At 73.0% G+C, this 13,086-nt stretch carries 14 protein-coding genes; 3 read left to right on the top strand and 11 right to left on the bottom strand.

Going from position 1 to position 13,086, the window contains the following annotated elements; translation table 11 throughout:
* The 4 genes from AC3D3D_RS14675 to AC3D3D_RS14660 form a co-directional block, all read right to left on the bottom strand.
* Window positions 1-1,182: an iron-siderophore ABC transporter substrate-binding protein gene (locus AC3D3D_RS14675; RefSeq protein ID WP_463662450.1), complete on the bottom strand. Its 1,182-nt coding sequence runs from the start codon at window positions 1,180-1,182 to the stop codon at window positions 1-3.
* A 168-nt stretch (window positions 1,183-1,350) separates the two neighbouring features.
* Window positions 1,351-2,142 (bottom strand): isoprenyl transferase, encoded by a 792-nt coding sequence (locus AC3D3D_RS14670; RefSeq protein WP_463662451.1) that lies wholly within the window; start codon window positions 2,140-2,142, stop codon window positions 1,351-1,353.
* 86 nt (window positions 2,143-2,228) lie between these two features.
* Window positions 2,229-2,960, bottom strand: coding sequence for a DNA repair protein RecO (gene recO, locus AC3D3D_RS14665; protein ID WP_463662452.1), 732 nt, complete (start codon window positions 2,958-2,960; stop codon window positions 2,229-2,231).
* A gap of 35 nt (window positions 2,961-2,995) precedes the next feature.
* A complete protein-coding gene (locus tag AC3D3D_RS14660) occupies window positions 2,996-4,255 on the bottom strand; it encodes an MFS transporter (RefSeq protein ID WP_463662453.1) in 1,260 nt (419 codons plus the stop codon).
* 89 nt (window positions 4,256-4,344) lie between these two features.
* Here AC3D3D_RS14660 and AC3D3D_RS14655 point away from each other — a divergent pair, with 89 nt between their 5' ends.
* Both AC3D3D_RS14655 and AC3D3D_RS14650 read left to right on the top strand, forming a co-directional pair.
* On the top strand, window positions 4,345-4,710 hold the full coding sequence (locus tag AC3D3D_RS14655; protein WP_463662454.1) for a MerR family transcriptional regulator: 366 nt from the start codon (window positions 4,345-4,347) through the stop codon (window positions 4,708-4,710).
* Window positions 4,711-4,890: 180 nt separating this feature from the next.
* Window positions 4,891-5,181 carry a hypothetical protein gene (locus AC3D3D_RS14650; protein WP_463662455.1) on the top strand — a complete coding sequence of 97 codons (291 nt, stop codon included), beginning with the start codon at window positions 4,891-4,893 and terminating at the stop codon, window positions 5,179-5,181.
* A gap of 290 nt (window positions 5,182-5,471) precedes the next feature.
* Here AC3D3D_RS14650 and AC3D3D_RS14645 read toward each other — a convergent pair whose 3' ends face one another.
* Together AC3D3D_RS14645 and leuA are read right to left on the bottom strand one after the other, a co-directional pair.
* Window positions 5,472-5,786: a putative quinol monooxygenase gene (locus AC3D3D_RS14645; RefSeq protein ID WP_463662456.1), complete on the bottom strand. Its 315-nt coding sequence runs from the start codon at window positions 5,784-5,786 to the stop codon at window positions 5,472-5,474.
* 39 nt (window positions 5,787-5,825) lie between these two features.
* The gene (gene leuA, locus AC3D3D_RS14640) at window positions 5,826-7,595 is read right to left on the bottom strand and encodes a 2-isopropylmalate synthase (protein ID WP_463662457.1); all 1,770 of its coding nucleotides are present in this window, start codon (window positions 7,593-7,595) and stop codon (window positions 5,826-5,828) included.
* Between the two features lie 675 nt (window positions 7,596-8,270).
* On the opposite strand from leuA, the gene AC3D3D_RS14635 reads away from it, so the two are divergent.
* Complete coding sequence (locus AC3D3D_RS14635) at window positions 8,271-9,080, top strand: SGNH/GDSL hydrolase family protein (protein WP_463662458.1); 810 nt, start codon at window positions 8,271-8,273, stop codon at window positions 9,078-9,080.
* A 27-nt stretch (window positions 9,081-9,107) separates the two neighbouring features.
* Here the strand turns inward: AC3D3D_RS14635 and AC3D3D_RS14630 are convergent, their stop codons facing one another.
* From AC3D3D_RS14630 to AC3D3D_RS14610, 5 genes are read right to left on the bottom strand one after another with little or no spacing between them, the layout of a single operon-like run.
* Window positions 9,108-9,614, bottom strand: coding sequence for a mycothiol transferase (locus AC3D3D_RS14630; RefSeq protein WP_463662459.1), 507 nt, complete (start codon window positions 9,612-9,614; stop codon window positions 9,108-9,110).
* A complete protein-coding gene (locus AC3D3D_RS14625) occupies window positions 9,614-10,612 on the bottom strand; it encodes an ABC transporter substrate-binding protein (protein ID WP_463662460.1) in 999 nt (332 codons plus the stop codon). The genes AC3D3D_RS14630 and AC3D3D_RS14625 overlap by 1 nt, the downstream gene beginning before the upstream one ends.
* Complete coding sequence (locus tag AC3D3D_RS14620; RefSeq protein ID WP_463662461.1) at window positions 10,609-11,316, bottom strand: ABC transporter permease; 708 nt, start codon at window positions 11,314-11,316, stop codon at window positions 10,609-10,611. The genes AC3D3D_RS14625 and AC3D3D_RS14620 overlap by 4 nt, the downstream gene beginning before the upstream one ends.
* Window positions 11,313-12,071, bottom strand: a complete 759-nt coding sequence (locus AC3D3D_RS14615) for an ABC transporter permease (RefSeq protein ID WP_463662462.1) — start codon at window positions 12,069-12,071, stop codon at window positions 11,313-11,315. Before AC3D3D_RS14615 ends, AC3D3D_RS14620 begins: the two co-directional genes overlap by 4 nt.
* Window positions 12,068-13,033: an ABC transporter ATP-binding protein gene (locus tag AC3D3D_RS14610; protein ID WP_463662463.1), complete on the bottom strand. Its 966-nt coding sequence runs from the start codon at window positions 13,031-13,033 to the stop codon at window positions 12,068-12,070. Before AC3D3D_RS14610 ends, AC3D3D_RS14615 begins: the two co-directional genes overlap by 4 nt.
* Between the last annotated feature and the right edge of the window lie 53 nt (window positions 13,034-13,086).

The raw sequence follows: 13,086 nt of genomic DNA, 5'->3' as shown, positions 1-13,086 counted from the left end.
TCACTGGGAACCGGCTACTGCCTCGGCCAGGAGCGAGGCGTAGTCCTCGAGGACCCAGGAGATCGAGAGCGGCGTCGGGTTGGCCGCCGTGCCCATCGGGCCGGAGCCGTCGAGGAACACGATGGAACCGTCGGCCACAGCGGGCATCTGCGACAGGAGCGGGTCGGCCTCGAGGGTGTCGACGAGCTCCTGGTCGCCGTAGGTGACGATGAGCTCGACGTCCTCGAACATGTCGACCTGCTCGGCGCTGACCGAGCCGGAGAACTCGCCGGAGGCGGAGGCCTCCTCGACGGCGGCCGGGGTGGCCAGGCCGAGGTCGGTGAAGAAGGCCGCGCGGGTGTCGTTGGCGGTGTAGAAGTTGACGGTGCTCAGGTCGGCGACGTCGACGTGGGTGAGGAACATCGTCGAGACGCCCTCGAGCTCGGGGTGGGCGGCGACGGTCTCGTCGATCTCGGCCTCGAGCTCGGTGATGAGCTCCTCCCCCTCGTCGACCATGCCCAGGCCCGCGGCGTTGTAGGAGATGACGTCGCGCCACTCGGTGCCCCAGGCGGTCTCCGGGTAGGCGACGACGGGCGCGATCTCGCTGAGGGTGTCGTAGTCCTCCTGCGTGAGGCCGGAGTAGGCGGCGAGGATGACGTCCGGCTCGGTGCCGGCCACGGCCTCGAAGTCGATACCGTCGGTCTCGTCGAAGAGCACCGGCTCCTCGCCGTCGAGCTCGGCCAGCTCCTCCTCGACCCAGGGCAGCAGGCCGTTGCCGTCGTCGTCGCCGAAGTTGGCGGCCGCCATGCCGACCGGCACGACGCCGAGGGCCAGGGGCACCTCGTGGTTGGCCCAGTTGACCGTGGCGACCCGCTCGGGGACCTCCTCGATGACGGTGGTGCCGAACGCGTGCTCGATCTCGATGGGCAGCTCGGCGCCGGAGATGCCCGCGGCGCCGTCGCTGGAGCTGTCTGCGGAGTCGTCGCCGGCGCCCTCGGAACCGGACTCCGAGCCCGACTCCGAGCCGGACTCCTGCGGGTCGGACTCCCCGTCCTGCGAGTCGCTCTCCTCGCCCTCGTCGTCCTCGGACTGCGTGGACGTGTCCTCGGCCTCGTCGGTGGGGTCCTCGGAACCGCCGCAGGCGGCAAGGGTGAGCGCCGCGACGCTCGCCACGGCGAGGACGCGGATTCGGGTCAGACGCACGACTACCAGCTCTCGATCAGAAGGGAAGGCCCGCGGCACGTGGCCCGGGACGCCCATTTACGCTACGTGGACGTGGCGAAAACGTATCCGGGCAGGGTGAGGCCAGGCAAGCCTCACCTGAGTGACCCATCCCATACTGGTGGGTATTCGTGCTGGTCGTGCGGCCCCTCAGCTCTCGGAGCTCTCGCCCACGCCGTCGGCCGACCGGTCGACCGCCCCGCCCCAGCGCCGGTCCCGGCGGGCGTACTCCTCGACGACGCGCCACAGGGAGCGACGGTCGACGTCGGGCCAGGCCTCGTCGGTGAAGACGAGCTCGGCGTAGGCGGACTGCCAGAGCAGGAAGTTGCTCGTGCGCTGCTCGCCGCCGGTGCGCCACAGGACGTCGACGTCGGGCAGGTCGGGCTCGTCGAGGTAGCGGGCCAGGGTCCGCTCCGTGACCCGGTCGGGGTTGACGGCGCCGGCGGCAACGTCGCGGGCGAGCGCCGCGGCGGCGTCGGCGAGCTCGGCGCGACCGCCGTAGTTGACGCACATCGTCAGGGTGGCGGTCGTGTTGTGGCGGGTCATCTCCTCGGCGGTCTGGAGCTCCCGGATCACCGAGCCCCAGAGCCTCGGCCGTCGACCGGCCCACCTCACCCGCACGCCCCAGTCGTGCATCTCGTCGCGGCGCCGACGGATGACGTCGCGGTTGAAGCCCATGAGGAAGCGGACCTCGGCGGGCGAGCGCTTCCAGTTCTCGGTGGAGAAGGCGTAGGCAGTGATGTGGGTGACGCCGATCTCGATCGCGCCGGCGACGACGTCGAGCAGCGAGGCCTCGCCCGCCTCGTGGCCGGAGGTACGCGGCAGGCCGCGGGCGTTGGCCCAGCGACCGTTGCCGTCCATGATGACGGCGACATGGGCGGGGACGAGGTCGCGCGGGATGCGCGGCGGGCGTGCGCCGGAGGGGTGCGGTGGGGGTGGCACGGGCGCCCGACGCGCGCCGGCGCCGTTGCTTCCACCTGCGCCATCGCGCCTGCGGGGCGGCGCTCCCTCGCGCCCTTCCGCGCCGCTCATGCCCGCTCCACGAGTGCCAGCGAGCGCAGCCGACGCTCGAGGTGCCACTGGAGGTGCGCGGCGACGAGCCCCGAGGCCTCGGTGCGGTGGCGCTGGTGGGAGGCGTCGGCCACCGACCAGTCCCCCGAGAGCAGGGCGCCGAGCAGCTCCATCGTCTCCACCGCGGGCGAGGCGGCGCCCGGCGGGCGGCAGGCGGCGCACACCGCGCCACCCATGTGGGTCGACCAGGCGCGGTGGGGCCCCTCCGCGCCGCACTGGGCACAGTCGTAGCAGCTCGGCGCCCAGCCGGCCACGGCGAGCGCCCGCAGGAGGTAGGAGTCGAGCACGAGCGTGGCGGCGTGGCGGCGGGTGCTCATGGCGTGCAGGGCTCCGATGAGCAGGAGGTACTGCTGCGGCGCGGGCCCCTCCTCCGCCTGGGTGAGCTGGTTCGCGGTCTCGACCATCGCCGTCGCCGACGTGTAGAGGGAGTAGTCGGCGGCGAGCGCACGGCCGTAGGGGGCGATCGTCTCGACCTGCGTGACCGTGTCCAGGTTGCGGCCGGAGTGCAGCTGGACGTCGATGACCGTGAAGGGCTCCAGGCGCGCGCCGAAGCGAGAGCTCGACCGGCGCACCCCCTTGGCGACCGCCCGGACGAGGCCGTGCCCGCGACTGAGCATGGTGACGATGCGGTCCGCCTCCGACAGGTCGTGGGAGCGCAGGACCACCGCCTCGTCCCGGTAGAGCCTCACCCGACCATTGTCTCCCCTGCGCCGACATCGGCGCGTCACCGACGCGGGTCGCCCAGGCCGCGCGCGACGGCGAGAAGACCGAGCACCGCCAGCGCCGCCGGCACGACGCCGAGCAGAGGCAGCGCGCCGACGTCCCATCGGTCGACGGCACCGCTGCCCAGCGCCGCCCCCACGGCGATGCCCAGGTTCATGGCGACCGGCATGACGGTGCCCGCGGTGCGCCGGTGCGCGCTCCCGGCCAGGCGCATGACAGAGGACTGGATCGCGGGACCGCCCGCCCCGAGCACCGTGCCCCACCACAGGACCAGGGCGACGTCGCCCGCTCCGCCCCGTCCGAGGAGGACCAGGCTCGCGAGCGCCGTCACCATGGCGAGCGCCCAGGCCACCGGCGTCGATCGCGCGTGGCGGTCGCTCACGGCACCGACGATCGCGACTCCCCCGGCGCCCGCGACGCCGAAGAGCACGAGAAGCACCGGAAGCGGGACGGGGCTGCCCGCGAGGAGCTCGGCGACGAAGGTGAAGGGGACGAAGTGGGCGACGAGCACGAGGCCGCCAAGGCCACCCGTGGCCAGGACGGGCCAGAGTCGCGGACGCGAGCCGTCGTCCCCGCGCGGCCGCGGGGCGCCGGCCCGCGACGCCCCGACCTCCGGTGCCGGAGCGGCATCGCCCTCGGCCGCACCCGGAACCGGTCGGAGCGCGAGCGCCACGACGAGCGCAGCGACCAGCGCAAGCGCGCCGAGCCCGATGAACGGGGCCCGCCACCCCAGGGAGCCCGCGACGGCGCTGCCCAGCGGAATGGCCGCGACCGTGCCGACGGTGCCACCGGCGAGCACGACCGACGTCGCGCGGGCGATCCGGTGCTCCGGCACGATCGAGGCAGCGTGGGCATTGATCGTGGACCAGAGCAGGCCGGTCGCTCCGGCCGCGACGAGACGGGAGCCCAGGACGAGGCCGTAGGAGCGCGCCGAGCCCGTCACCAGCGTCGCGAGGGCGACCACGACGAGCGAGCCCACGATGAGCGCGCGGCGGTCGAGGCGCGCGGTCAGGCTCGACAGCGGGACGGTGGCGAGGACCACCGTCGCGGCCCACGCCGAGACGAGCATGCCCACGCTGGCGAGGGAGACGTCGAGGTCGGCCGCCAGCTGCGGGAGCACGGCCGTGGGCAGCATCTCCGCGCTGACCACGACGAGGACGGTGAAACTCATCGAGCCCAGCGCCACCCAGGGCAGGCGCTCACCGCCGGGCGTGCGCGCAGGAGGATTTCCGAGGGTGCGGGGCACCTGGTGCGAGGTCATGGCGACACGCTAAAATTTGACACTGATGTCAATGTCAAGGATGGCGCACGCACGACGGCGCTCGCCCCGGCTGCCCGGGAGGCACCGCGATGAAGATCGGTGAGCTCGCCGACCGGAGCGGCGTCTCCCCGCGCCTGCTCCGCTACTACGAGCAGCAGGGCCTGCTGTCGGCCGAGCGGTCGCCGAACGGGTACCGCCGCTACTCCGAGGACGACGTCGAGCGAGTCGTGCAGGTCGCCGTACTCGTCCGGTCCGGCATGCCCACGCGGCTGGTGCGCGTCGTCATGGAGCTCGAACGGCTCGGCGCGAGCGACATGGCGGCGACCTGCAGCCGCGACGTCGCCGAGGAGCTCGCCGCCGAGCTCACCGAGATCGACGGGCGCATCGCCTGCCTGGCCCGGAGCCGGGCCACGATCAGCGAGTTCCTCGACCAGGTCCAGGACGGCCCGGCGTAGCCTCCCGTGCCGGTCAGCCCCGGGCGCCCGCCCGGCGTGCGGTAGTCGTCCACGGAACGTGCGCCCATGTGCGCGTTGAGCGCCATGTGCACGACCTCGCCCGATACCGGGTCCAGCCATCCCGCCACGTGGCAGCCGTCCGTCGTCGGTGCGATCGCGCACCCAGGCCTTCATCGTGTGGTGACCGTCGAGCGCCCACAGACCGTCGGACGCCACGGCCGCAAGCACGCCGGACCGCACCGCGGTGGGCCGCCGCTGCACCTGATCGATGGCATCCACCGACTCGTGGGCGCGTGTGCCACCGACCGCGTGCCGGTCGACCTCGCTCAGCTCTGCCGATGCGTGCGCCGCGCGGAGCATGGAGACGGGCGGATCGTTCGAGCCCACACCCTCGTGGTCTCCGCCGGCAACGTCACGATCCGTCTCGGGCCTGGCGCCGACACCCTCCTCGACCGGATCAGCGCCAGGTAGCGGGCATGCCAGGACCACCTCGGGCGGAACGGGGCCGGGCTCGGCATCGACAGCCGACTCAGGGCAGCTGTCCACAGCGGCGACACCATCAACATGCTCGAACGTCTGTTCGGGCGCAGGAGGTGGGACCCGCCGATCAGGAAGGGGCGGGTCGGATCAGCAGGGCGGCCCAGCCAGCAGGAAAGGCGTAGCCGCCCGAAAGGAGCAGACCTGGCCCGCTACCCACACCGGCCCACCCGGTCATCCCGCCGGAGCGCATTACCCGACCAGCCGCTGCCCGACGAGCACGCTCAGCGAGGCTCTGTCCGTTCGACGGTGTAGCGGCGTTCGATGTGCGCCGTCGCACGGCCCCACTCGCTCGCGGCCGCTCGCTCCTGATGATCGGCGAACCCGGCCTCGTCGGCGAAGAGCTCTTCGACCTGCCAGACGAGTGGATCGCTCGTGGGGGTCACGTCGAACGAGAGGCAGGCCGGCTCGGACCGGGTGAGCTCCACGTGCCGGGGCAGATACCGCTCCACGAGTTCCGCCTCAGCCGCGGACGCACACACCAGCAGGCCGCTCAGGCGCACCTGCGCCGTCTCACGCGACCGTTCCGTTCCGCTCACGCCGTCACGCTCCCCCGTCGGCCGACCGCCCGGTCTCCGCTACTGCGCAGCTCCGCGCGCCGACCGGTTGACCGCGGAGATGATCGCCTGGAAGGAGGAGGTCATCGTCGAGGGGTCGACCCCCACGCCCCACACCACCTGGCCTCCCGTCTCGACCTCGAGGTAGGCCGCCGCCATCGCGTCGCCGCCGGCGGACAGGGCGTGCTCGGCGTAGTCGAGGACCTCGACCTCGACGTCGATCGTGCGCAGCGCGTGCACGAAGGCGTCGATGGGACCGTTGCCGCGGCCCGAGAGCAGGAGCTCCTCGCCGTCGTCGTCCAGGACGACCGTGAGGTCGGCGTCCCCGCCCTCGCCGTGCGACGTCAGCGACGTGCTCCTGAGCGTGTACCGCCCCCAAGGCGCGAGGCCCTCGGCCACCGTGTAGGGCAGGTACTCGTCGACGAAGATCGACCAGAGGCGCTCGGCGTCGATCTCCCCGCCGTACGCGTCGGTGTGCTTCTGCACGATGCCGGCCAGCTCGATCTGCAGGCGGCGCGGCAGGTCGAGGCTGCGGGTGGAGTGCAGCAGGTAGGCGATGCCGCCCTTGCCGGACTGCGAGTTGACCCGCACGACGGCCTCGTACGTGCGCCCGACGTCCTTGGGGTCCACCGGCAGGTAGGGCAGGTCCCACACGACGGCGGCATCGTCGCCACCCGCCTCGGCGACCTTGGCGTCACGGACGGCGAAGCCCTTCTTGATGGCGTCCTGGTGGGAGCCGGAGAAAGAGGTGTAGACGAGGTCGCCGCCGTAAGGGTGGCGGGCGTGCACGTCCATCTGCGTGCAGTGCTCGACGGTGCGTCGCACCTCGTCGATGTCGGACAGGTCGATCATCGGGTCCACGCCCTGCGAGTACAGGTTCATCGCCAGGGTCACCAGGTCGACGTTGCCGGTGCGCTCCCCCTGGCCGAACAGGCAGCCCTCGACGCGGTCGGCGCCGGCGAGCATGGCCAGCTCGGCCGCCGCGACGCCGGAGCCACGGTCGTTGTGCGGGTGCACCGACAGCGCCACGTGCTCGCGGTGCGACAGGTTCCGGCTCATCCACTCGATCTGGTCGGCGTAGACGTTGGGGGTGGCGCGCTCGACGGTCGCGGGCAGGTTGAGGACGATCTCGCGGCCGTCCTCGGGCTGCCACGCGCCCATGACGGCCTCGCAGACCTCGAGGGCGAACTCCAGCTCGGTGTCGACGAAGATCTCCGGGCTGTACTGGTAGCCGAAGACGGTCTCGTCGCCGAGGACCTTCTCGGCGTGCGCCATCACCTCGCGGGTGCCGTCCACGGCCAGGTCGCGGGTGCCCTCGCGGCCGGTGCGGAAGACGACGTCGCGGAAGACCGGGGCGGTCGCGTTGTACAGGTGCACCGTGGCCCGCGGGAAGCCGACGAGGGACTCCACGGTGCGGTGGATGAGCTCGGGGCGGGACTGCGTGAGGACCGAGACGGTGACGTCCTCGGGCACGGCGTCGCCCTCGACCAGCGAGCGCACGAAGTCGAAGTCGGTCTGCGAGGCGGCCGGGAAGCCGATCTCGATCTCCTTGTAGCCCATCCGCACGAGCAGGTCGAACATCTCGCGCTTGCGCTCGGGGGTCATCGGCTCGATGAGGGCCTGGTTGCCGTCGCGCAGGTCGGTCGAGAGCCAGCGCGGGGCGACGGTGACCTGCTGGTCGGGCCAGGTCCGTCCCTCGAGGCGGACGGGGTTGGTCTCGGCGAAGGGCCGGTACTTGCTCACCGGCATGCCGGAGGGGCGCTGGTGGTTGGTGGTGCCGCGGGTCTTCATCGTCTGTCTCCTGGTCGTGGTCACGTGCGGCCAGCACGACGTCTCCCGCGACGAGGAGCCGGCCTCAGGAGGCCTCGCCGCGGCAGCTAAGGAGCAGGAGCCCGATACGCACGGGAACCACCCTACTCCGCCCACGGAGGTGGTCGCGGCATCGTCCGGCGACACGGTCCGGCGATACCGTGGCCCGGTGCGAGTCTCCCCCGGCGTGGTGGCCGGGCTCGCCGCACTCGTGGCGGCGGGCACCGGAGCGTGCGTCCTCGCGTGCGGATCTCTCCGTACCCGCCGACAGGTCGAGAGCCACCGCGCCTGGTGGTCCGCCCGTACGTCCACCCGTACGTCCATCCCCGACGACGACGCCTTCCACCTCGTGGTGCTCGGCGACTCGGCGGCGCAGGACGCCGACCCCGTCCTGTGCGTGATCGGGTCGAACGACGTCGTCCGCGGCGCGCCACGGGCACGTCCTCGCCCGTCTGCACCGCGCCTCGGCCGGGCTGTGGCCGGTACGCATCCTCGGGTACGTCGTCGCGGACTGGTTCCATCCCCACGCACGCGGGTACGAGGTCTGGGCGGGAGCCGTCCGGGACGCCGTGCGCGCCACCCCGGCGGTCGCGGCGGCGCGCACCTAGGTCCCGGTCCCCTGGCCACCCGCCCGGGCCTGGCCATAGCCTGGCCCGCATGCCTGCCCCCTCCTCCCCCGCGCGCTCGCGGGTGAACCCGGTCGCCGTCGTGGCCGGCGCGGTGGCCGCCTGCTGCGTGGCCACCGCCGGTGCGACGGCCGCCTACCTCGGCCGCCGCGACATCGTCAGCCGCCAGGTCCCCGTGCACCGCGAGTACTGGCGCCAGCGCTCCGACGACCTCGACCCCGCCTCGGTGCCCGAGGCCTTCCACCTCGTGGTCGTCGGCGACTCCGCCGCCCAGGGCGTCGGCGTGCCCGACCCCGGCAACGGCTGGGTGGCGCGGGTCGAGCGCCGGCTCGCCGAGGCGCTCGACCGCGCGGTGGTCACCACGAACCTGTCGGTCTCCGGGGCGACGACGACGACGCTCATCGCCGAGCAGCTGCCGCTCCTCGAGCGCCTCGACCGCGCACCGGACCTCCTCATCTGCGAGATCGGGGCCAACGACGTCGCGCACCGCGAGGTCACCGTGCCGGGGTTCGCCGAGCGCACGACGGCGATCGCGGACGCCCTGCCGCACGGCAGCGTGCTCGTCGAGGTGCCCAGCTACGGCTACGGCCCGCACGAGATGTGGGTGCGGCGGGCGAACACGGTGATCCGCGAGGTCGCGGACTCCCACGACCTGCACCTGGCACCGCTGCACGCGGCGACCCGCCCGCTGTGGCCGGGCATCGTGTTCACCCACATGGCCGAGGACCTGTTCCACCCCAACGCCGCCGGCTACGAGGTGTGGGCGGACGCGATCTGGCAGGGCGTGGCCGACGCCCTCGTCTCGCACGGCCGCCTGGGCCGCGACCTGGTCGCCGTCTGAGCCGGGCCGCCGCCTACCGCCTAACGGCTACCGCCGCTCGAGGATGCCGCGGACGAACGCCGCCTGACCGGCGTGCTCGAGGCAGTCGTCGACGACGCTGATCAACCGCACGCCCATCGTCGTCGGCGGGTCCCAGCTCTCGTCGACCACCCGGTCGAGGTCCTCCTCCGTCACGGCGGACACGAGCTCGAGGGTGCGCGCGTGCACGGCGTCGAAGTACGCCAGCAGCAGGTCGGCGTCGAAGCCCGTCACGGCGGCCACCTCAGCCGACGTGTGCCTGTAGCCGATCCCCTCGACGTCGAGGTCGAACCTCTCCTGCCAGCCCTCGCTCGTCCACAGCTCCTCGACGCCGAACGCCCCGGCCAGGTGGTCGTCCTGGACCCGCGTGAGGTGCCACAGGAGCCAGCCGATCGAGTTGGCGTCCGGGTCGAGCCGGGCGTCGAGCTGCTCCCTGGTGAGCCCCTCGCCCACCAGGTGCACCGACTCGGACACCCGCGAGAATCCGTCGTGGAGCAGGTCGCGCACCGTGGCCATCAGCTACCTCCCAGGTCGTTCTCGGCGAGCCAGTCCGACGCGATCGTCGCCGCGTCGAGCTGCTCGTCCTGGCTGCGTGCGTTGAGCTCGATGAGGTCGTCCGTGCCCAGCTCGGCGCTGACCGGGTCCAGCACGCCGGCCAGGTCCTCGGCGAGGTCGGCCGGCACGAGCGGCACGACGTTCTGGGCGAGGATCATGTCCTCCGGGTCCTCGAGGGTGACGAAGTCGCCGGACGCCAGGTCCGGGTCCGCCGTGTAGATGTCGCCCATCGTGATGGTGCCGTCGAGGATGGCCCCCTTCGTCAGCGGCCCCCCGCTGTCGCCGATCGCGAGGAAGTCGACCTCGACGCCGTAGAACTCGGACAGTCCGTCCGGGCCGTAGGGACGGCTCTCGAGCTCGGCGTTCCCGCCGATGACGATGTCCCCGTCGTACCCGGCGAGGTCCGCGAGGCTCGTGATGCCGTGCTCCTGCGAGAACTCGGTCGTCACGTTGTAGGAGTCGGCGTCCTCCGCCTCGGCGTACTCCAGGACGGCGAGCCCCTCGGGCAGGGCGGCGTCGAGCTCCGCGGCGACGTCCTCGCCGGAGCGGGCCTCGGTGTCGGGGGCGTAGAACTGGAGGAGGTTGCCCGTGTACTCGGGCAGGACGTCGACCTCGCCGCCCTCCATGGCCCGCAGGTAGACGTCGCGCTGGCCGATCTGGAACTGCCGCTCGACGTCGAACCCCGCCTCCTCGAGCACCTGGGCGTAGATCTCGGCGATGATCTCGTTCGAGTAGTAGGCCTGGGAGCCGACGACGACGCTCTCGCCCGTCGAGGCACCTCCGGAACCGGACTCCGACCCGGACTCCGATCCGCTCTCGGGACCGGGCTCCGCGCCGGTGTCCTGGTCCGTCGGTTCGTCCTCCCCCTCGTCGAACGGGTCCTCGGAGCCGCACGCGGCGAGGGTGAGGGCGGCCAGGGTGGCGAGGACCGCGGCACGGTGGGCATGACGACGCGTCATGTGCGTCCTTCCGTCGATGGTGACCCCTCGAGTCTGCCCCGCGCGCCGCTCACACGCGAGGCCATACGGGCGAGGACGGCGAAGACGGCGTCCACGAGCAGCGCGAGGACGACGACGGCGATCGCGGCGCCGAGCATCTCGTCGTAGCGCTGCAGCGCGATGCCGCGCTGGATGTAGATCCCCAGACCGCCGAGGCCGACGTAGGCGGCGAGGACGGCGGTGGCGACGATCTGCAGGGCGGCGCTGCGCAGCCCGCCGACGAGCAGCGGCAGGCCGAGCGGCGCCTCGACGCGCAGGAGGACCTGCCAGTGCGTCATCCCCTGTGCCCGGGCGGAGTCGGTGACGGCGTCGTCGACGTTCTCCACCCCCGCGTACGCGCCCGCGAGGACCGAGGGGATGCCGAGGACGACGAGGACGACGGTCGCCGCCAGCAGCGCGTCCCCCACCCCGACGAGCAGGGTGAGGGCGGTGAGCAGCCCGAGCGAGGGCAGCGCCCGGCCGGCGCCGGCCAGTCCGACGACGAGCTGCCGCCCGTGCCCGGTGTGCCCGACGAGGTAGCCCAGCGGGACGGCGACGACCGCGCAGATGCCCAGCGCGAGCAGCGTGTAGACCAGGTGCTCGCCGAAGCGTTCGGGCAGCGAGCCGGTCCCCGACCACTGCTCGGGCGAGGTGAGCCAGGCGAAGGCGTCGGCGAAGAGGTTCACCGGGCGCCCCCTGCCGGCTCGCCCAACGGTTCGCCCGCCTGTTCGCCCGCAGGCTCGACCGCCTCGCGGTTCGGCGGGCGCAGGCGCAGGCGCGCTGTCAGGGTGTGCCGGCGGCGTACCTCCGTCGCCCCGCGCCACGGCATGAGCAGGCGGCCCAGAAGCTGGAGCGCGACGTCGAACAGGAGCGCGACCACCACGGTCGCGACGATCCCGGAGACGATCTCGGCGACGATGCCCCGCTGCAGACCGTCCATGAACAGGTACCCGAGGCTGGGGATGCCGACGAGGACGCCGACGGTCACCATGCTCACCGTGCTCACGGCCACGACCCGCAGGCCGGCCAGCAGCACCGGTCCCGCCAGCGGCAGGTCGACGGCGAGGAAGCACTCCGGCCCGGAGAAGCCCTGCGCGGTCGCGGCGGATCGCACGTCCGGGTCGACGGCGTCGAGGGCCTCGGTGACGGAGCGCGTCATGAGCGCCACCGCGTAGATCGTCATGGCGATGACGACGTTGAGCTCGCTGAGGAACCCGATGCCGAGCACCGGCGGGAGCAGGACGAACAGGGCGAGCGAGGGGATGGTGTAGAGCAGGCCGACGACGGCGAGCACGATCCCACGCACCGAGCGGTAGCGCCAGGCCAGGATGCCGGGCGGCAGGGCGAGCAGGAACCCGGCCACGATCGGGACCAGGCACAGCAGCGCGTGCTGCCGGGCCAGGTCGAGGATGAGCTCGCGGTTGTCGAGGGTCCAGGTCATCGGTGCGTGTGCCCGTCGTCGAGGGCCCCGGACTCGAGGGCCGCGGCCGGGGCGTCGGCCTCTGCACCGGCCTCGGCCCCGCCGTCGGCGTCGGCCCCGGCGCCGAGCTCGGCATCGGCCTTCGCGCCGGCACGGCGGGAGCCGTCCGGGTCGTCGGCCAGCACACCCGCGGGGCGCCCCTCGCCGTCGACGAGGATCCGTCGCCCGGCCCGGTGCTCGACGTGCAGGGTGCGCCGGCCGCGCTCCGCGCCGATGAAGCTGGCGACGAAGTCGTCCGCCGGCGCGGCGAGCAGGTCGGCGGGGGTGCCGTCCTGCACGACCCGGCCGCCGGCCGCGAGGAGGACGACGCGGTCGCCGATGCGGAAGGCCTCGTCGATGTCGTGGGTGACGAAGACGATCGTCCGGGCGTGGTCGCGCTGGATGCGCAGCAGCTCGTCCTGCAGCTCGGTGCGGACGATGGGGTCGACGGCGCCGAACGGCTCGTCCATGAGGAGGATGTTCGGGTCGCTCGCGAGCGCCCGGGCGACGCCGACGCGCTGCTGCTGGCCGCCGGAGAGCTGGGCGGGGTACCGGCGGGCGAGCGAGCGGTCGAGCCCGACGGTGTCCATGAGCTCCAGCCCCCGGGCGTTCGCCTCCGCCCGGCCGCTCCCGGTCAGCCGCAGCACGGTGGCGACGTTGTCGACCACCCGTCGATGCGGCAGCAGGCCGGCGCTCTGCATGACGTAGCCGATGCTGCGCCGCAGCGGCACGGGCGGGCGGGTCGCGACGTCCGTCCCGTCGATCGACACGGTGCCGGCCGTGGGCTCGACCATCCGGTTGATCATCCGCAGGATCGTCGTCTTGCCGGAGCCGGAGGAGCCGACGAGGACGGTGACCTCCCGCGGGCGGATGACAAGGTCGAGCCCCGCGACCGCCTGGGTGCCGTCGGGGAAGGTCTTGGCGACCGCGTCGAACTCGATCACGCGGGGCCACCGGGTGCACAGCGCATCCGGCCAGCGTAGGGTCCGAGAGGCCC

This window comes from Georgenia sp. X1117, assembly GCF_057784635.1.
Note: the sequence above shows the minus strand (reverse complement) of the source record. Positions and strands in the feature narration are given on the sequence as shown.